Annotated in this window: 16 protein-coding genes; 4 read left to right on the top strand and 12 right to left on the bottom strand. The window is 59.3% G+C overall.

What is annotated here, in order from left to right:
• Positions 1-6: 6 nt before the first annotated feature.
• The 7 genes from greA to grpE form a co-directional block, all read right to left on the bottom strand.
• On the bottom strand, positions 7-483 hold the full coding sequence (gene greA / locus C1X29_RS15785; RefSeq protein ID WP_007953757.1) for a transcription elongation factor GreA: 477 nt from the start codon (positions 481-483) through the stop codon (positions 7-9).
• Complete coding sequence (gene carB, locus C1X29_RS15790; protein ID WP_007953758.1) at positions 480-3701, bottom strand: carbamoyl-phosphate synthase large subunit; 3222 nt, start codon at positions 3699-3701, stop codon at positions 480-482. The genes greA and carB overlap by 4 nt, the downstream gene beginning before the upstream one ends.
• Before the next feature lie 126 nt (positions 3702-3827).
• Positions 3828-4964, bottom strand: a complete 1137-nt coding sequence (gene carA, locus C1X29_RS15795) for a glutamine-hydrolyzing carbamoyl-phosphate synthase small subunit (protein ID WP_007953761.1) — start codon at positions 4962-4964, stop codon at positions 3828-3830.
• A gap of 256 nt (positions 4965-5220) precedes the next feature.
• Positions 5221-6027, bottom strand: a complete 807-nt coding sequence (dapB, locus tag C1X29_RS15800; protein WP_102717855.1) for a 4-hydroxy-tetrahydrodipicolinate reductase — start codon at positions 6025-6027, stop codon at positions 5221-5223.
• A gap of 9 nt (positions 6028-6036) precedes the next feature.
• Complete coding sequence (gene dnaJ, locus C1X29_RS15805) at positions 6037-7161, bottom strand: molecular chaperone DnaJ (RefSeq protein WP_102687344.1); 1125 nt, start codon at positions 7159-7161, stop codon at positions 6037-6039.
• 297 nt (positions 7162-7458) lie between these two features.
• On the bottom strand, positions 7459-9375 hold the full coding sequence (dnaK, locus tag C1X29_RS15810; RefSeq protein ID WP_085746880.1) for a molecular chaperone DnaK: 1917 nt from the start codon (positions 9373-9375) through the stop codon (positions 7459-7461).
• A gap of 102 nt (positions 9376-9477) precedes the next feature.
• Positions 9478-10047, bottom strand: a complete 570-nt coding sequence (grpE, locus tag C1X29_RS15815) for a nucleotide exchange factor GrpE (protein ID WP_085746879.1) — start codon at positions 10045-10047, stop codon at positions 9478-9480.
• A gap of 240 nt (positions 10048-10287) precedes the next feature.
• Here grpE and recN point away from each other — a divergent pair, with 240 nt between their 5' ends.
• Positions 10288-11961: a DNA repair protein RecN gene (gene recN, locus C1X29_RS15820; protein ID WP_085608031.1), complete on the top strand. Its 1674-nt coding sequence runs from the start codon at positions 10288-10290 to the stop codon at positions 11959-11961.
• Positions 11962-12036: 75 nt separating this feature from the next.
• Here the strand turns inward: recN and fur are convergent, their stop codons facing one another.
• Complete coding sequence (fur, locus tag C1X29_RS15825; protein ID WP_039769149.1) at positions 12037-12441, bottom strand: ferric iron uptake transcriptional regulator; 405 nt, start codon at positions 12439-12441, stop codon at positions 12037-12039.
• 97 nt (positions 12442-12538) lie between these two features.
• Here fur and C1X29_RS15830 point away from each other — a divergent pair, with 97 nt between their 5' ends.
• Entirely contained in the window at positions 12539-13066 is a 528-nt protein-coding gene (locus C1X29_RS15830) for an outer membrane protein assembly factor BamE (RefSeq protein ID WP_102717856.1), read from the top strand.
• Between the two features lie 60 nt (positions 13067-13126).
• On the opposite strand, the gene C1X29_RS15835 is transcribed toward C1X29_RS15830, so the two are convergent.
• Genes C1X29_RS15835 through C1X29_RS15845 form a run of 3 tightly spaced genes read right to left on the bottom strand, consistent with a single transcriptional unit; the run spans position 13127 to position 15279 of the window.
• Entirely contained in the window at positions 13127-13441 is a 315-nt protein-coding gene (locus tag C1X29_RS15835; RefSeq protein WP_102717857.1) for an RnfH family protein, read from the bottom strand.
• A complete protein-coding gene (locus C1X29_RS15840) occupies positions 13434-13868 on the bottom strand; it encodes a type II toxin-antitoxin system RatA family toxin (RefSeq protein ID WP_003221509.1) in 435 nt (144 codons plus the stop codon). Before C1X29_RS15840 ends, C1X29_RS15835 begins: the two co-directional genes overlap by 8 nt.
• Positions 13869-13875: 7 nt before the next feature.
• Complete coding sequence (locus C1X29_RS15845) at positions 13876-15279, bottom strand: sodium-dependent transporter (RefSeq protein ID WP_085746876.1); 1404 nt, start codon at positions 15277-15279, stop codon at positions 13876-13878.
• Positions 15280-15398: 119 nt separating this feature from the next.
• Between C1X29_RS15845 and smpB the strand changes: the two genes are divergently transcribed.
• Positions 15399-15881, top strand: coding sequence for an SsrA-binding protein SmpB (smpB, locus tag C1X29_RS15850; RefSeq protein WP_007953781.1), 483 nt, complete (start codon positions 15399-15401; stop codon positions 15879-15881).
• Positions 15882-15931: 50 nt separating this feature from the next.
• Here the strand turns inward: smpB and C1X29_RS15855 are convergent, their stop codons facing one another.
• Complete coding sequence (locus tag C1X29_RS15855) at positions 15932-16699, bottom strand: FCD domain-containing protein (RefSeq protein WP_102717858.1); 768 nt, start codon at positions 16697-16699, stop codon at positions 15932-15934.
• A 262-nt stretch (positions 16700-16961) separates the two neighbouring features.
• Between C1X29_RS15855 and C1X29_RS15860 the strand changes: the two genes are divergently transcribed.
• Entirely contained in the window at positions 16962-18656 is a 1695-nt protein-coding gene (locus C1X29_RS15860; RefSeq protein WP_085746875.1) for a lactate permease LctP family transporter, read from the top strand.
• Positions 18657-18763 lie beyond the last annotated feature (107 nt).

Below are 18763 nucleotides of genomic sequence, written 5' to 3' on the forward strand. Positions count from 1 at the left end.
CCACCCTCAGATGTGACGGACTTCGACAATCTCGTACTCGATATCGCCACCTGGCGTTTTCACGACGACCGTATCGCCCTCTTCCTTGGCAATCAAGGCGCGAGCGATCGGCGAGCCAACCGAAATCTTGCCGAGTTTGATGTCCGCCTCATCCTCACCCACGATCTGGTAAGTGACGCTTTCATCAGTCTCGACGTTGGCGATTTCGACGGTGGTGCCGAAAATCACTTTGCCGGTGTGCGGAATGGTCGTCACATCGATGATCACCGCGTTCTGCAGGCGACCTTCGATGTCACGGATCCGCGCCTCGACCATGCCTTGCTGTTCGCGCGCGGCATGGTATTCAGCGTTTTCTTTCAAGTCACCCAACTCGCGGGCCGTACCGATGTCCTGGCTGAGCTTCGGACGAACGACCTTGGTCAGGTGAGCATGCTCTTCTTCCAGGGCCTTGGAGCCCTGGACGGTCATTGGGTATTTATTCATGCCTTCAATCCTGCGTGTAGATCCTGCAAGCGGCGTACGGTCTTCTCGGGACCGAACTTCAGCGCTTCGCAGATAGCTTCGCCAGCAGCAATGGTGGTGGTGCAGTAAATCTTGTGCTGCAAGGCGTTACGGCGAATGGAATAGGAATCGGCGATCGACTGGCGACCTTCGGTGGTGTTGATGATCAGGGTGACTTCGTCATTCTTGATCATGTCGACCACGTGCGGACGACCCTCGGTCACCTTGTTCACGCGACGCACTTTCAGACCTGCGGCTTCGATCAGCTTGGCAGTGCCGGCAGTGGCGACGACTTCGAAGCCCAAGTTGATCAGATCACGGGCCACGCCTGCAACCAGTGGCTTGTCATCGTCGCGCACGCTGATGAATGCGGTACCGCCGGTCGGCAGCACTTCGCTGGCGCCCATCTGGGCTTTGGCAAAGGCTTCGCCGAAGGTGTCGCCGACGCCCATCACTTCACCGGTGGACTTCATCTCTGGGCCGAGAATCGGGTCAACACCTGGGAACTTGGCGAACGGGAACACCGCCTCTTTCACGCTGTAGAAGTTCGGGATGATTTCCTTGGTGAAGCCGATTTCCTTCAGGGTTTTACCGGCCATGACGCGGGCCGCGATCATCGCCAGGGAAACACCGATGCACTTCGACACGAACGGTACGGTACGGGAAGCACGCGGGTTGACTTCGATGACGTAGATGTCTTCGCCTTGCAGCGCCAACTGAACGTTCATCAGGCCGACCACGCCCAGTTCCAGGGCCATTTTCTTGACCTGTTCGCGCATCTCGTCCTGGATGTGCGCCGGCAGCGAGTACGGCGGCAGCGAGCACGCGGAGTCACCGGAGTGAACGCCCGCCTGTTCGATGTGCTGCATGATCGCGCCGATCACTACGTCCTTGCCGTCGCAGACCGCATCCACGTCCATCTCGATGGCGCAGTTGAGGAAGTGGTCGAGCAGCACCGGGCTGTCGTTCGACACTTGCACCGCGTCACGCAGGTAACGCTTGAGTTCTTCTTCCTTGTAAACGATTTCCATCGCCCGGCCGCCCAGTACATAGGACGGACGCACCACCAGCGGGTAACCGATCTTCGCGGCAGCGCGAACAGCTTCGTCTTCGCTGCGCACGGTGGCGTTTGGTGGCTGACGCAGGTTCAGGCGCTCGACCATTTGCTGGAAGCGCTCACGGTCTTCCGCACGGTCGATGGCGTCTGGGCTGGTGCCGATGATCGGCACGCCGGCCGCTTCCAGGGCGCGAGCCAGCTTCAGAGGCGTCTGGCCGCCGTACTGGACGATCACGCCTTTCGGCTTCTCGACGCGGCAGATTTCCAGCACGTCTTCCAGGGTCACCGGCTCGAAGTACAGACGGTCGGAAGTGTCGTAGTCAGTGGAAACGGTTTCCGGGTTGCAGTTGACCATGATGGTCTCGTAACCGTCATCGCGCAGCGCCAGTGCCGCGTGAACGCAGCAGTAGTCGAACTCGATGCCCTGACCGATACGGTTCGGGCCACCGCCGAGGATGATGATCTTGTCGCGACCGGACGGCGCGGCTTCGCACTCTTCCTCGTAGGTCGAGTACAGGTAGGCCGTGTCGGTGGCGAACTCGGCCGCGCAGGTGTCGACGCGCTTGTAGACCGGGAACACTTCCAGCTTGTGGCGGTGAGTACGCAGGTTCTTCTCGGTGACGCCCAGCAGTTTGGCCAGACGCTGGTCGGAGAAACCTTTGCGCTTGAGCTTGTACATCAGATCGCGGTCGATAGCGGACAGACCGAGGGTCTTGACCTTCTCTTCGTCCTTGATCAGGTCTTCGATCTGCACCAGGAACCACGGATCGATCATGTTCATGCCGAAGATTTCTTCGACGGTCATGCCGGCGCGGAAGGCGTCCGCCACGTACCAGATACGCTCGGCGCCCGGCACGGTCAGTTCGCGCTTGAGCACGCTCATGCTTTCCGGGTTGCTCAGGTCGACTTTCTCGTCCAGACCGCAAACGCCCACTTCCAGACCGCGCAGGGCTTTCTGCAGGGATTCCTGGAAGGTACGGCCGATGGCCATGACTTCACCGACCGACTTCATCTGGGTGGTCAGGCGCGCGTCAGCGTTGGCGAACTTCTCGAAGGCGAAGCGCGGCAGCTTGGTCACGACGTAGTCGATGGACGGCTCGAAGGACGCCGGGGTACGGCCGCCGGTGATGTCGTTCTGCAGTTCGTCGAGGGTGTAACCGACGGCCAGCTTGGCCGCGATCTTGGCGATCGGGAAACCGGTGGCTTTCGAGGCCAGAGCCGACGAGCGGGATACACGCGGGTTCATCTCGATCACGACCATACGGCCGGTGTCCGGGCAGATACCGAACTGAACGTTGGAACCGCCGGTCTCGACGCCGATCTCGCGCAGTACCGCCAGCGAGGCGTTACGCAGGATCTGGTATTCCTTGTCAGTCAGGGTCTGAGCCGGGGCAACGGTGATCGAGTCACCGGTGTGCACGCCCATCGGGTCGAAGTTTTCGATCGAGCAGACGATGATGCAGTTGTCCTTTTTGTCGCGGACAACTTCCATTTCATATTCTTTCCAGCCGATCAGCGATTCGTCGATCAGCAGTTCCTTGGTTGGCGACAGGTCCAGACCACGGGCGCAGATTTCTTCGAACTCTTCACGGTTGTAAGCGATACCGCCACCGGTGCCGCCCATGGTGAAGGACGGACGAATGATGCACGGGAAGCCCAGGCGCTCGAGCACCGCGTTGGCTTCTTCCATGCTGTGGGCGATACCGGAACGCGGGCATTCCAGGCCAATGGCCTTCATCGCCTTGTCGAAACGCGAACGGTCTTCAGCCTTGTCGATGGTGTCGGCGTTGGCGCCGATCATCTCTACGCCGAACTTCTCCAGAACGCCTTCGCGCTCCAGGTCCAGGGCGCAGTTCAGAGCAGTCTGGCCGCCCATGGTTGGCAGCACGGCATCCGGACGCTCTTTTTCGATGATCTTGGCAACGGTCTGCCACTTGATCGGCTCGATATAGGTGGCGTCGGCCATGTCCGGGTCGGTCATGATGGTGGCCGGGTTGGAGTTCACCAGGATGACGCGGTAACCCTCTTCGCGCAGGGCTTTACAGGCCTGGGCGCCGGAGTAGTCGAATTCGCAGGCCTGGCCGATAACGATCGGGCCAGCGCCGAGAATCAGGATGCTTTTAATGTCTGTACGTTTTGGCATGGGTTTGTCACTCAAATCCGCAGGTCAGTCGGCAAGCCGTCTTGATCGATTTCTGAAGTCCCGAGGGGGCCGCCGGTTCCGGGGCCGCCCTCGAGGGGCTTCTCGCTACAGTCTCAAGGCGAGCGCTTAGCGTCGCTTGGCCATCTCGTTGATGAAGCGGTCAAACAGAGGGGCCACATCGTTCGGGCCCGGGCTCGCTTCAGGGTGACCCTGGAAGCTGAACGCGCTCTTGTCGGTGCGCTCGATACCTTGCAGGGTGCCGTCGAACAGCGATTTGTGGATCGCGCGGACGTTGGCTGGCAGGGTTTCTTCGTCAACCGCGAAGCCGTGGTTCTGGCTGGTGATCATCACGACGCCCGTGTCCAGATCCTGCACCGGGTGGTTGGCACCGTGGTGGCCGTGGCCCATTTTCAGGGTCTTGGCACCGGAGGCCAGAGCCAGCAGCTGGTGGCCGAGGCAGATGCCGAAGACCGGAATTTCGGTTTCCAGTACTTCCTTGATCGCCTTGATCGCGTAGTCGCAAGGCTCCGGATCACCAGGGCCGTTGGACAGGAACACGCCGTCCGGTTTCAGAGCCAGTACGTCGGCAGCCGGAGTTTGCGCTGGAACAACAGTGACGCGGCAGCCGCGCTCGACCAGCATGCGCAGGATGTTGACCTTGACGCCGTAGTCATAGGCAACCACGTGGTAAGGCAGCTCGGAGGCTTCGATGGTCGCGTGGCTGTCGGTTTTCAGATCCCAGACAGTGGAGCGCCATTCGTATTGGGTCTTGGTGCTGACGACTTTCGCCAGGTCCATGCCCTTCAGGCCCGGGAAGCCTTGCGCCGCGGCGATGGCCGCTTCTTCGGAGATGTTGTCGCCGGCCATGATGCAGCCGTTCTGTGCGCCTTTTTCACGCAGGATGCGGGTCAGGCGGCGGGTGTCGATACCGGCGATCGCCACAACGTTGTTGGCTTTCAGGTAATCGGACAGGGACATCGTGTTACGCCAGTTGCTCGCTACCAGCGGCAGGTCACGGATGACCAGGCCAGCGGACCAGACGCGATCGGACTCGGCATCTTCCGGCGTGGTGCCGGTGTTGCCGATGTGCGGGTAAGTCAGGGTAACGATCTGTTGGGCGTAGGAAGGATCGGTAAGGATTTCCTGATAGCCGGTCATTGCGGTGTTGAACACCACCTCACCAACGGTCTGACCGTCGGCTCCAATGGCTTCGCCGCGAAAAATGCTGCCATCAGCAAGGGCGAGTATGGCTGGCTTAGTCAAGAAGACCTCCCGTAAATAACGCATGAAAGGGCAATCGCAGGTTGTAAAAAAGCGGAGTGACGTATGGACACGTCACCCCGCTTCTTCACTGAATTATTCTGCGCGCTTTTAGTGGACACACTAAAGCTGTAGCTTACAGAAAAAGGGTTTTTTGGTCTACCGCCAATGAGGCCGAAAGGCCGGAGAATGCGACAGGGCGTCGCTCGGCGGAGTAAAACCGGCGCAAACAGGGCGTTTGCGCCGGCTTCAGAACATCTCAATGCAGGTCGAGCACGTCCTGCATGTCGTACAAACCAGGCTCACGAGCATCCAGCCACAACGCCGCACGCACCGCGCCCTTGGCGAACGTCATGCGACTCGAAGCCTTGTGCGTGATCTCCAGTCGCTCGCCCTCGCAGGCGAACAACACCGAGTGATCACCCACCACATCACCACCGCGAACAGTGGCGAAACCGATGGTTTCGCGCTCACGAGCACCGGTGTGGCCTTCACGACCATAGACCGCGACTTTCTGCAGATCACGATCCAGCGCATTGGCGATCACTTCACCCATGCGCAGGGCCGTACCCGACGGCGCATCAATCTTGTGCCGGTGATGGGCTTCGATGATTTCGATGTCCGCATCATCCGCCAACACCCGTGCCGCCATGTCGAGCAGCTTCAGCGACAGATTGACGCCGACACTGAAGTTGGCGGCGAAGACGATCGGGATATCCTTGCCCGCGTCGGCCAGCAATTGCTTCTGCGCAGCATCCAGCCCGGTCGTGCCGATCACCATCGCCTTGCCGGCCTTGCGGCAGAAGGCCAGGTTTTTCAGCATCACTTCCGGCAGGGTGAAGTCGATCAACACATCGAACTCTTCCGCCACTGATTCCAGATTCCCGGACAGCGGCACGCCGATTCGACCGAGCGAAGCCAGCTCACCGGCATCCACACCGATCAGCGTACTGCCAGGGCGGACAATCGCGGCCGTCAGACCGGTCAGCGGCGCGCGCTGCTGCACCGCCTCGACCAGAATCTTGCCCATGCGCCCGGCAGCGCCCATCACAGCTATACGTCGCATGCCGACTCCTTACAGATCGCCGAAGAAGCGTTTCACACCGTCGAACCAACCGGTGGTTTTCGGGGAGTGGCTGTTGTCGTCCGCCAGGGAGCTGCGGAACTCTTCCAGCAGTTCACGTTGACGACGGGTCAGGTTGACCGGCGTTTCGACGGCCACACGGCACATCAGATCGCCCGCCCCACCGCCACGCACTGGCGCAACACCCTTGCCGCGTACGCGGAACTGCTTGCCGGTCTGAGTTCCTTCCGGAATCTTCAGTTTGACGCGACCGTCGAGGGTCGGAATTTCCAGCTCGCCGCCCAGGGCCGCGTCGACGAAGCTGATCGGCACTTCGCAGAACAGATGCTTGCCGTCACGCTGGAAGATGTCGTGTTCGCGGACATTGATCACCACGTACAGGTCGCCGGTCGGGCCACCCTGAGTGCCCGCCTCGCCTTCACCGGACAGACGAATGCGGTCACCGGTGTCGACACCGGCCGGCACTTTGACGGAAAGGGTTTTGTATTCTTCGACGCGACCGTCGCCGTGGCATGAGTCGCACGGATCGGAAATGATCTTGCCCTGGCCATGGCAGCGCGGGCAGGTCTGCTGCACCGAGAAGAAGCCTTGCTGCATGCGCACCTGACCGATGCCGCCGCACGTCGGGCAGGTCGATGGCGACGAGCCTTTCTTCGCGCCCGAACCATCGCAAGGCTTGCAGTTGACCAGTGTCGGAACGCGGATATTCACGGTGGTACCGCGTACCGCTTCTTCCAGGTTCAGCTCCAGGGTGTAGCGCAAATCGCTGCCACGCTGGGCGCCGCCACGGGAACCGCCGCGACCGCCACCGAAGAAGTCACTAAAGACATCACCGAAGATGTCGGAGAAGTTCTGACCGCCGAAGCCTGCACCGCCGCCACCCATGCTCGGGTCGACGCCGGCATGACCGTACTGGTCGTACGCTGCACGCTTGCTGGAATCGGACAGCACTTCGTAGGCTTCGTTGGCCTCTTTGAACAGTTCTTCCGACGCTTTGTCATCGGGATTACGGTCCGGGTGATGCTTCATCGCCAGACGGCGATAGGCCTTTTTCAGGTCTGCTTCGCTTGAGCCGCGCTCAACACCCAACACTTCGTAATAGTCACGCTTAGCCATAAGTTCTTCATACTCTTGAGGACGTTCGGCAAACCCCTCCTGAGCTTCGCCAAACTCGTTGAGCCCCAATACAGGCCCGGACCCAACTCACGTCAATTCAACGATCCTGGTCTTTGGTTCATGCGGTATTTGCGGCGCGAAAAGCAGGAGCATTCCCGGCCATACCGCCAGCACCCGAACCTTGTCGCATGCTGTAAAAATTCGCGTATTCCAGATACGCCAACGCGGGAGCAAGCTCCCGCGCGGCGACATCCTACCAGTCACCGCCGCAAGGCAGTCAACCGGGCGACCAACAACTTACTTGTGGTCTTTGACTTCTTCGAACTCGGCATCGACAACATCGTCAGCCTTTTCAGCTTTCTCGTCGTGCGGTGCCGCGCCTTCAGCAGGCTGAGCCTGTTCGGCGTACATCTTCTGGGCAACCGGCGCAGAGACTTTCGACAACTCTTCAACTTTGGCGTCGATGGCAGCCTTGTCGTCGCCTTTGACGGCGGCTTCCAGGGCAACCACGGCCGCTTCGATTGCAGTCTTCTCTTCTGCAGTCACTTTGTCGCCAGCGTCAGCGATCATCTTGCGAGTCGAGTGAACCAGTGCATCACCCTGGTTACGGGCAGCGGCCAGCTCTTCGAACTTGCGGTCTTCCTCGGCGTTCAGCTCGGCGTCGCGCACCATCTTCTGGATTTCTTCATCCGACAGACCAGAGTTGGCCTTGATGGTGATCTTCTGCTCTTTGCCAGTCGCCTTGTCCTTCGCACCTACGTGCAGGATGCCGTTGGCGTCGATGTCGAAGGTCACTTCGATCTGCGGCACACCACGTGGAGCAGGTGGAATGTCGGCCAGGTCGAACTTGCCCAGGGACTTGTTCTGTGCGGCTTGCTTGCGCTCGCCTTGCAGGACGTGAATGGTCACGGCGCCCTGGTTGTCGTCGGCCGTCGAGAACACTTGCGATTTCTTGGTAGGAATCGTGGTGTTTTTCTCGATCAGCGCGGTCATCACGCCACCCATGGTTTCGATACCCAGGGTCAGCGGGCTGACGTCGAGCAACAGAACGTCTTTCACGTCACCGGCCAGAACGGCGCCCTGGATCGCAGCACCCATGGCAACGGCTTCGTCCGGGTTCACGTCTTTACGTGCTTCTTTACCGAAGAAATCGGTAACTGCCTTCTGCACCAGTGGCATACGAGTCTGACCACCAACCAGAATCACGTCGTCAATTTTGCTGGCGTCGATACCGGCGTCTTTCAGAGCAATACGGCACGGCTCGATGGTACGGTTCACCAGATCTTCGACCAGCGACTCGAGCTTGGCACGAGAGATCTTCACGTTCAGGTGCTTAGGACCAGTCGCATCTGCTGTGATGTACGGCAGGTTGACGTCGGTCGACTGCGAAGAAGACAGCTCGATCTTGGCTTTCTCAGCGGCTTCTTTCAGACGCTGCAGGGCCAGAGGATCGTTCTTCAGGTCCATGCCGGACTCTTTCTTGAACTCGTCGACGAGGTAGTCGATCAGGCGCATGTCAAAGTCTTCGCCGCCCAGGAAGGTGTCACCGTTGGTGGCCAGAACTTCAAACTGGTGCTCGCCGTCAACTTCGGCGATTTCGATCACGGAAACGTCGAAGGTACCACCACCCAGGTCGTAAACGATCACGGTGTGATCGCCCTTGGCCTTGTCCATACCGTAAGCCAGAGCAGCTGCGGTCGGTTCGTTGATGATACGTTTTACGTCCAGACCGGCGATGCGGCCAGCATCTTTAGTTGCCTGACGCTGACTGTCGTTGAAGTACGCCGGAACGGTGATCACCGCTTCGGTCACAGCCTCACCGAGATAGTCTTCGGCGGTCTTCTTCATCTTTTTCAGGACTTCGGCGCTGATTTGCGGCGGAGCCATCTGCTTGCCGGAAGCCTCGACCCAGGCGTCACCGTTGTTGGCCTTGACGATCTTGTAAGGCACCAGCTTGATGTCTTTCTGTACAACTTCTTCGTCGAAGCGGCGGCCAATCAGGCGCTTCACTGCGAACAGTGTGTTGTGCGGGTTGGTCACAGCCTGACGCTTGGCGGACTGACCCACCAGAATTTCACCATCATTGGCGTAAGCGATGATCGACGGCGTTGTACGCGCGCCTTCGGCGTTCTCAATAACTTTGGCCACGCCGTTTTCCAGCACGGAGACGCAGGAGTTGGTAGTCCCCAGGTCGATACCGATAATTTTGCCCATGTTCACTCTCCCGAAACTTTGGATTTTTTTGCCGCAGCAGTGGTGGCTGACTGCGGTAATACTTAAACGCTTGACTTGTAAATGGGGGCCTTGCGGCTAATTTCAAGCCTTCTCGTCAATCGAAGGCGAAACTGGCGCCGGCGCCTTGCTGACCACGACCATCGCCGGACGCAACAGGCGACCGTTGAGCTGATAGCCCTTCTGGAACACCTTCAGAATGCTGTTCGGCTCCAGATCAGCACTTTCCTGCATGGCCATCGCCTGATGCTCCACGGCATTGAACGGTTCGCCTTCCTGCGGGCTTACAGCGACAAGCTGATAGCGCGTGAGGGTGTCGTGAAACATTTTCAGGGTCAGCTCGATGCCTTCGCGCATCGGACGGATGCTTTCGTCATCAGGGCTCGACAGCTCGAGACCACGCTCCAGGCTGTCGACGATCGGCAGCAGATCGCCGGCGAATTTTTCCAGCGCAAACTTGTGCGCCTTTTCGACATCCTGCTCGGCACGGCGGCGGACGTTCTGCAGATCGGCAGCTACGCGCAGCGATTGATCCTGCGCGGCGGCCAATTGCTCTTCGAGCACTTGTACACGGGTCGCCAGGTCATCACCCGAAGTCTCGGGCGCCTGATTGGCTTCTGGGTTTTGCGTATCTACTGTCTGTTCGTCAGCCATAGAATTCTCCTTTCAATATCGTCCGCGAGTTCGATTCGCGCTTCTGCCCCGATATATGGGGCCGCAAAATCAGGCTTCAAGGGCTGACAACGATTAACCCTACAAAAAAGTGCTGCATTGCCATTCCCTGGCGCGATAGGCATTTGATCGGATCATCCCCATCGACCTCGGCGAGGGCATTGTCAGCCCGAAACAAAACACTGTATAAATAACCAGACCTGAAGCCTGGGAGCGGCCTTTATGCTGGTGCACCTGTCCGTACACAACTACGCCATCGTTGAACATCTCGATCTCGAACTCGATCGCGGCATGAGCGTGATTACCGGGGAAACCGGCGCCGGCAAGTCGATCATGCTCGACGCCCTGGGCCTGACGCTCGGTGATCGCGCCGACAGCGGCGTGGTTCGACCGGGCGCCGACAAGGCCGATATCCTGGCGACCTTCGATCTGGCCGACATTCCCGAGGCCAGCGCCTGGCTCGCGGAACGCGACCTGGAAATCGACGGCCCGTGCATCCTGCGCCGGGTCATCACGTCCGAAGGTCGCTCACGCGGCTATATAAATGGCACGCCCTGCCCGCTCGGCGACCTTAAGGCTCTCGGTGAGCTGCTGATCGATATCCACAGCCAGCACGAACACCAATCCCTGCTCAAGACCGACACCCACCGGCGCCTGCTCGACGAGTACGCCGGGGCCACCGATCTGGCGCGCCAGGTTCACCTGGCCGCCCAGCGCTGGCGCCAGACCCGTCAGGAGCTGGAGCGCCTTTCCAACTCCGGCGACGAACAGCGCGCGCGCCATCAGCTGCTCAGCTACCAGCTCGAAGAACTGGAAAACCTCGGCCTCGGCGAAAACGAGCTGGAAGAACTGGAGCAGGAACACAAGAACCTGACCAATGCCGAAACCCTGCTCGGCATCTGCCGACAAGTGGTCGAGCAATGCAGCGAAAGCGATTCCGGCAACGTGCTGAATGCCCTGACGGCCAGCCTCAATCGCCTGTCGAGCGTGAACAATTCGGTCGGCGCGCTGGGTGAGGCGAGCAGCCTGCTGACCAGCGCGCAGATCCAGGTCGAAGAAGCCGTCGGCGAGCTCAATCGTTTTCTCGACAACTTCGACGCCGATCCGGCGCGCCTGCAATATCTGGAAGAACGTCTGGACTCCATCTACACACTGGCACGCAAACACCGCATTCAGCCGACGGAAGTGGCAGAGATGCAGCAGAAGCTGCTCGACGAAATCGAAGCCCTCGACGCCAACGATGAATCCATCGAACGTCTCGCCGAGGAGCTTGCATCCTATGCCCGCCACTATCAGGAAAAGGCTCGGGAACTCAGTGAGCTGCGTCACCAGGCGGCCGGCAGCCTGGCCAGCGCGGTGGAGCAGGAGATCCAGCGCCTGGGCATGCCCGGCGGTCGCTTCACCATCGAATTGCGCGCCAACAACAGCAGCGAACTACAACCCAATGGCCTGGAGCAGGTTGAACTGCTGGTCAGCGCCAACCCTGGCCAACCCCTGAAGGCCCTGGCCAAAGTGGCGTCCGGCGGTGAGCTGTCACGGATCAGCCTGGCCATCCAGGTGATTACCGCCCAGACCTCTCGCGTACCGACATTGGTATTCGACGAAGTGGACGTGGGCATTGGCGGTCCGACGGCCGAAATCGTCGGCCAGTTGCTGCGCCGCCTCGGGGATCGCGGACAGGTACTGACGGTCACACACTTGCCGCAAGTCGCGGCCCAGGGACATCAGCACCTGTTCGTGCATAAAGTGCGCGGCGAGCAGGCGACTCACACAGCCGTTTCGAAGCTGAGCAAGAATGACCGTATAGAAGAAGTCGCGCGGATGCTTGGCGGCATCGATCTGACCAAAGAGTCTTTGGCGCACGCGAAAAAGATGGTCGTTACCGCAAAGGTTTAAGCACGCCAGAAAGCACGAAGGCGACCCTTGGGTCGCCTTCGCTCGTTTCGCGAACCTGAAATTCGCGCGACATGCTTACTTTTTGTTGCGTACGTACAGTACGAGATTGTGATCAACCATCTCGTAACCGTGCTTCTCGACGATCGCCTTCTGAAGTTTTTCGATTTCTTCGTCGAAGAATTCGATGACTTCGCCCGACTCCACGTTAACCATATGATCGTGGTGGCCACCGTCGGCCAATTCGAATACCGCGTGGCCGCCGTCGAAGTTGTGACGGACCACGAGGCCAGCCGCTTCGAACTGGGTCAGAACACGGTAAACCGTGGCCAGACCGACATCCTCGCCAGCTTCCATCAACGCCTTGTAGACGTCCTCGGCACTCATGTGACGCTGCTCTGTAGAGTCGAGCATTTGCAGGATCTTGACCCGTGGCAGGGTCACTTTGAGGCCGGCTTTGCGTAGTTCGCTATTTTCAACCATGGTCAGCTTTCTCGCGATGCTGCTTCGCAGCTTCTCTTAATGCGGGTATGATCGGCGTTTACGTTGTCCCAGCCAAGATAGTGGAAGTCGCCCACCGATGCAAAACACCAAGCTCTTGCTAACCAGTTTCACCTTTGTGGGACTGCTCGCACTCGCCGGTTGTTCATTCCCCGGGGTTTACAAAATCGACATCCAGCAGGGCAATGTCGTCACGCAGGACATGATAGACCAGTTACGCCCGGGAATGACCCGGCCGCAAGTACGGTTTATCATGGGTAACCCTCTGCTTGCCGACACGTTCCATGCCAACCGCTGGGATTATCTGTACAGCCTGCAACCTGGTGGCGGTGAACGTCAGCAGGAACGCATGAGTGTCATTTTCGACTCGAATGACCGTCTTGTCAGCCTGTCCGGTGACTTCATGCCGGGCGTCAGCCGTGACGAAGCCATTCTCGGCAAGGACAGTGGCACCAGCGTGACCACTCCTGCTGAAAACGCCGAGCAGCCGACACCGGAAAAACCGGCCAAGCCAGGCTCCTTGCTGGATCAGATCCAGAAGGACGTCGATGGTGTGGAAACCGTTCCGGTTCCAACGCCAGAACCGCTGGACACCTCGCCGCAATAATTTGCGACGCAATAAAAAACCCGGAAATTCCGGGTTTTTTATTGCCTGCAGATCAGCGCATCACTGATTTCTGGCTTTAGCCTCGGCAGCCTTGGCGGCACGCAATCGGCGCACCTCTTTCGGATCAGCCAACAGTGGTCGATAGATCTCGATGCGATCACCTTCCTGAACCTGTCGAGCATCCGGATCAGCAATCACTTTGCCGAAGATCCCCAAAGGACAGCTCTTCAGATCCAGCTCCGGAAATTCAGCATCAATCCCGGACGCCATCAGCGCCGCACGCACCGTCGTACCCTCAGCAACACTGATTACACGCAAAACCTGACGATCAACCGCCGCATACACCACTTCGACTTCGATCACCGGCTCAACCATGCATCTGCTTGGCGCGCTGGCAGAACGCGTCCACCAGCGTATTGGCCGCCTGATTGAACAAAGGCCCGAGCGTCGCGCGGACCAGCGGCCCGGCGTAGTCGAAAGACAGATCCAGACTGATCTTGCAGGCCTTCTCGTTCAGCGCCTTGAACACCCAGACGCCGTGCAGCTGATTGAACGGCCCCTCCTCCAGGTTCATCTCGATCGACTGCCCCGGCACCAGCGTGTTGCGCGTCACGAAGTGCTGACTAAGACCGCCCTTGGCCACGCCGACACTGGCGCGCATGTGCTCAGGCGAGCTTTCCAGGACTTCAGCAGACGAGCACCACGGCAGAAATTCCGGGTAACGTGCCACGTCATTGACGAGGTCGTAGAGAAATTGCGCCGGATAAGGCAGCAGCGCCGATCGTTGAATATGTGTCGTCATGTAAGCGTCACTTCCAGAGCTGGGCGGCAAACACTACAAGAATGCCGATGGGCGCCACATAGCGCATCAAAAACAGAGACAGGGCGAACAGCGCCGGGCTGCGAATCGACAACTCGTCACGCACCGCCTCACGCCCCATCACCCAACCGGCAAACAGCACGAAGCACAGCCCGCCGAGCGGCAACATGATCCGCGAGGTGAAGAAGTCGATCACCCCAAAGAAGTCCAGGCCACCGGCCGCCCCCCATTGGTAGAGATGGAACACCCCGCCATCGTTCACGAAAAATTTGGCTTCCTTCCAGATATTGAAGGAAAACACCGTGCCCAGGCCGACGAACCAGCAAGTGAAGGCCAACCAGAATGTCACCCAGGCACGACTGATTTTAGTCCGCTCAACCAGATAGGCGACCATCGGCTCTAGCAGGGAAATCGCTGAGCTCCAGGCGGCAATGGCCACCAGAACGAAGAACACCACGCCCATCAACTGGCCGAACAGCACGTTACCGAAAGCAAATGGCAGGCTGACAAACATCAGCCCCGGGCCTTCGCTCGGGTTCAAACCACCGGCGAACACAATCGGAAACAAGGCCAGACCGGCCACCAGCGAAACAAAGGTATCGAGCAGCGCCACACCCACGACCGTGCCGGACAGCGAAGCCTCCTTGGTCATGTAGGCGCCGTATATCATGATCGAGCCCACGCCCACGCTCAGGGAGAAGAACGCGTGGCCCATGGCCGGCAGCAAGCCGTCGAGGACTTTCTCGGGGTGGAAGTCGAACATGAAGTGCACGCCCTCCATGAAATGCCCGGTAGTCATGCTGTAGCCCAGCAGAACCAGCACCATCACGAACAGCAGCGGCATCATGATCCGCAGGCTGCGCTCGAGCCCGGCGACCACGCCCTTGGCGATCACTACCGCAGACAACAGCATGAAAACCGTGTGCCAAAGTGTCAGGCGCCACGGATCGGAGATGACATTGCCAAAATAGGCCCCGACCTGATCGGCCGTAGCGCCCTGGAAGTCTCCGCGCCCCATATCAATGATGTAATCCAGCGACCAGCCGCCGACCACACTGTAAAAAGACAGGATCAGCAACGCCGTGATCATCCCGGCGAACGCGCCCCACGACCACTTGCCCGAGTGCCCCGCTTCCAGCGCCAGCACCTTCAGGGCATTTGCCGGACTCTGACGGGCACGCCGGCCGATCAGGGTTTCGGCGAGCATCACCGGGATGCCGATCAACGCAATACAGGCCAGAAACATCAGCACGAAGGCGCCGCCACCGTAGACCCCGACCATGTAGGGGAATTTCCAGATGCTGCCCAATCCCACGGCCGAACCGGTCGCGGCGAATATGAAAACCCAGCGGCTAGCCCAACTGCCGTGGACAGAAACCTTGTCTGTCGACATCGTTTATCACGCCCAAGCGTTAGAAAAAGAGGCCGCATTGTCCGGGATTCACTCAACCTGCTCAAGCACGCAGCATCACCGTAGCCGACAGCCGTTTATCTCCATATAATGCCGCCCCTATGGCTAAACAGAAGAAACACCCAACAGGGACCATCGCGCAAAACAAAAAGGCGCGACACGATTACTTCATCGAGCACAAGTTCGAGGCTGGTCTGGTCCTGGCCGGCTGGGAAGTAAAAAGTCTGCGGGCAAGCAAACTGCAACTGGTCGACAGTTACGTGTTGCTCAAGGATGGCGAAGCCTGGTTGCTCGGCAGCCACATCACGCCTCTGATGACCGCCAGCACCCACGTCATCGCTGACCCGGTGCGCACCCGCAAGCTGCTGCTCAACCGCCGCGAGCTGGACAAGCTCGCCGCCGCTGTGCAGCAGAAGGGTTACGCCTGCGTGTGCCTGTCCTGGTACTGGAGCAAGCACATGGTCAAGTGCGAGATCGCACTGGGCAAGGGCAAGAAGGAATACGACAAGCGTGATACCGAACGCGAACGCGACGCCGGTCGCGAGTTGCAGCGTGCGGTGCGCAACAAGGGCAAGGAAGACTGATTCTTCTGCCTGAATGACCGTTCCCGCGCCTGGCACGGGAGCGGTCTTTTTTACATCCCTTTGCGTCGCTCGGCGCGAGCCATGCGCTGTACTTCCTGTCGCACTTCTTCCAGCACTTCCTGAACATACAGAATGTGTCGGCTGGACACCTCACGCGCCTGTTCCGCGCGCCCCTCGATAATCGCCAGATACAACTCCCGATGCTGGGTGATCAGCATGTCGCGGGTTTCCGTGCGCTGCTTGTACATGCCACCGATGTTGGTCACGACGTTGCGCTTGAGCAGATCGAACAGCCCGCGAATGGTGTGCAGCAACACCGCGTTATGACTGGCTTCGGCAATCGCCAGATGGAATTTCGCATCCGCCGCGCCCTCTTCCGCCCGGCTCACTTCGTCATGACGCGAATAGCAGTCCTGTAATTCTTCAAACGCAGCCGTCAGCCGTTCACGATCCACATCCGTGGCGCGCAATGCCGCGTAATAGGCGCACGATGCCTCCAGCGTGTGGCGAAATTCCAGCAAATCGCGCTGCGCCTCGGGATTGCTTTCCAGCAATTGCAGCAGCGGATCGCTGAACGTCGAACCGAGGCTATCCACGACATAGTTGCCGCCGCCCTGCTTACTGACCAGCAAACCCTTTGCCGCCAGTTTCTGAATCGCCTCGCGCAACGAGGGCCGGGAAACGCCGAACTGTTCCGCCAGAGTCCGCTCGGCCGGCAGACGCTCGCCGGACTTCAGCGTGCCCTCGAGAATCATCCCTTCCAATCGCTCGACAATGTCGTCAGACAAACGGCGCTGACGTATCTGATCAAACCCCATCACTCAACTCTCCACCATCCCGACCGCTCGCCGGGCTCTCTATTCTGGCCTATCGACGCTGCGCCGACACCTGCCAGATGACGTCAATACAACCGGTGCAATCCGACTCGCCGTCCGGTTGTTCGACAAAAGTTTTAGGGCGGCAAATTGACACACCGATATCAAGGCTTTTACCCTAGCCAACAGCGATTGTAAATTGGTATTACCAATTAACCAAGAACGCTGACAGTGCCTGACCAACAACAATTAGGGGCCACCCCATATGCAAACCTGGCAACAGCTCTACAGCCCGCTCGGCAGTCTCGGCGTGTCCGCACTCGCGGCCGTCATCCCCATCGTTTTCTTCTTTCTCGCTTTGGCGGTGTTCCGCCTCAAAGGTCATGTGGCCGGCAGCATCACGCTCGCCCTGGCGATCCTTGTGGCGATCTTCGCGTTCCAGATGCCGGTCGACATGGCGTTCGCCGCCGCCGGATATGGTTTCGCCTATGGTCTGTGGCCGATTGCCTGGATCATTGTGGCGGCGGTGTTCCTGTACAAACTGACGGTCAAGAGTGGCCAGTTCGAGGTCATCCGCAGCTCGGTGCTGTCGATCACTGACGACCAGCGTCTGCAGGTGCTGCTGATCGGTTTCTGCTTCGGTGCATTCCTGGAAGGTGCCGCCGGATTCGGCGCGCCAGTGGCGATTACCGCTGCACTGCTGGTAGGCCTGGGTTTCAACCCGTTGTACGCCGCCGGCCTGTGCCTGATTGCCAACACCGCACCGGTGGCGTTCGGCGCACTGGGGATTCCGATCATCGTGGCCGGGCAAGTCACCGGCATCGACGCGTTCAAGATCGGCGCCATGACCGGCCGCCAGTTGCCACTGCTGTCGCTGTTCGTGCCGTTCTGGCTGGTGTTCATGATGGACGGCCTGCGCGGCGTGCGTGAAACCTGGCCAGCCGCACTGGTTGCGGGCCTGAGCTTCGCTGTCACCCAATACTTCACTTCGAATTTCATCGGCCCGGAACTGCCGGACATCACGTCGGCCCTGGCCAGTCTGATTTCGCTGACCCTGTTCCTGAAGGTCTGGCAACCGAAACGTGCCGCCGGCCAGCACATCGTCGGCGCCGTATCCGCTTCGGTGGTCTCCGCCAGCGTCGGCGGTTTCGGCCAGAAGCGCACCACCGTCGCTTCGCCTTACAGCCTTGGGGAAATTTTCAAAGCCTGGTCGCCGTTCCTGATCCTCACCGTGCTGGTGACCATCTGGACCCTCAAGCCTTTCAAGGCGATGTTTGCCGCCGGCGGTTCGATGTACGCCTGGGTGTTCAACTTCGCGATTCCGCACCTGGATCAACTGGTGATCAAGACCGCTCCGATCGTTGCTGCTCCGACCGCGATCCCGGCCGTATTCAAACTCGATCCGATTTCCGCGACCGGCACGGCAATTTTCTTCTCCGCACTGATCTCGATGCTGGTGCTGAAGATCAATTTCAAAACTGGTCTGACCACTTTGAAAGAGACCTTCTACGAACTGCGCTGGCCGATCCTGTCGATCGGCATGGTGCTGGCGTTTGCCTTCGTCACCAACTATTCCGGCATGTCCTCGACCATGGCTCTGGTGCTGGCCGGTACTGGCGCAGCGTTTCCGTTCTTCTCGCCGTTCCTCGGCTGGCTCGGCGTGTTCCTGACCGGTTCCGATACTTCGTCCAACGCCCTGTTCAGTTCGCTGCAAGCGACCACCGCGCACCAGATCGGGGTCAACGACACCCTGCTGGTGGCGGCCAATACCAGCGGCGGCGTGACCGGCAAAATGATTTCGCCACAATCGATCGCCGTGGCCTGCGCCGCGACCGGTCTGGTGGGCAAGGAATCCGATCTGTTCCGCTTCACCCTCAAGCACAGCCTATTCTTTGCAACGATTGTCGGCCTCATCACTTTGGCTCAGGCCTACTGGTTCACCGGCATGCTGGTGCATTAAGACTACAAGCGACATGGAAATAACCGACGCCAGTTCGTGATTCCGGCGTCAGCAATTCACAACCCGGTCTGTAAGGCTGCTGAAAGCAACGAGCTCTATATTCGGCA

Source organism: Pseudomonas sp. GW456-12-10-14-LB2 (assembly GCF_002884345.1).
Classification (GTDB): domain Bacteria; phylum Pseudomonadota; class Gammaproteobacteria; order Pseudomonadales; family Pseudomonadaceae; genus Aquipseudomonas; species Aquipseudomonas paraglycinae.

Coding starts and splice junctions, on each gene's coding strand:
- smpB (WP_007953781.1), top strand. CDS start 15,399: ATGGCTAAACAGAAGAAACACCCAACAGGGACCATCGCGCAAAACAAA.
- dapB (WP_102717855.1), bottom strand. CDS start 6,027: ATGCGACGTATAGCTGTGATGGGCGCTGCCGGGCGCATGGGCAAGATT.
- grpE (WP_085746879.1), bottom strand. CDS start 10,047: ATGGCTGACGAACAGACAGTAGATACGCAAAACCCAGAAGCCAATCAG.
- dnaK (WP_085746880.1), bottom strand. CDS start 9,375: ATGGGCAAAATTATCGGTATCGACCTGGGGACTACCAACTCCTGCGTC.
- C1X29_RS15830 (WP_102717856.1), top strand. CDS start 12,539: ATGCAAAACACCAAGCTCTTGCTAACCAGTTTCACCTTTGTGGGACTG.
- C1X29_RS15845 (WP_085746876.1), bottom strand. CDS start 15,279: ATGTCGACAGACAAGGTTTCTGTCCACGGCAGTTGGGCTAGCCGCTGG.
- C1X29_RS15835 (WP_102717857.1), bottom strand. CDS start 13,441: ATGGTTGAGCCGGTGATCGAAGTCGAAGTGGTGTATGCGGCGGTTGAT.
- fur (WP_039769149.1), bottom strand. CDS start 12,441: ATGGTTGAAAATAGCGAACTACGCAAAGCCGGCCTCAAAGTGACCCTG.
- greA (WP_007953757.1), bottom strand. CDS start 483: ATGAATAAATACCCAATGACCGTCCAGGGCTCCAAGGCCCTGGAAGAA.
- C1X29_RS15855 (WP_102717858.1), bottom strand. CDS start 16,699: ATGGGGTTTGATCAGATACGTCAGCGCCGTTTGTCTGACGACATTGTC.
- C1X29_RS15840 (WP_003221509.1), bottom strand. CDS start 13,868: ATGACGACACATATTCAACGATCGGCGCTGCTGCCTTATCCGGCGCAA.
- carB (WP_007953758.1), bottom strand. CDS start 3,701: ATGCCAAAACGTACAGACATTAAAAGCATCCTGATTCTCGGCGCTGGC.
- dnaJ (WP_102687344.1), bottom strand. CDS start 7,161: ATGGCTAAGCGTGACTATTACGAAGTGTTGGGTGTTGAGCGCGGCTCA.
- recN (WP_085608031.1), top strand. CDS start 10,288: ATGCTGGTGCACCTGTCCGTACACAACTACGCCATCGTTGAACATCTC.
- C1X29_RS15860 (WP_085746875.1), top strand. CDS start 16,962: ATGCAAACCTGGCAACAGCTCTACAGCCCGCTCGGCAGTCTCGGCGTG.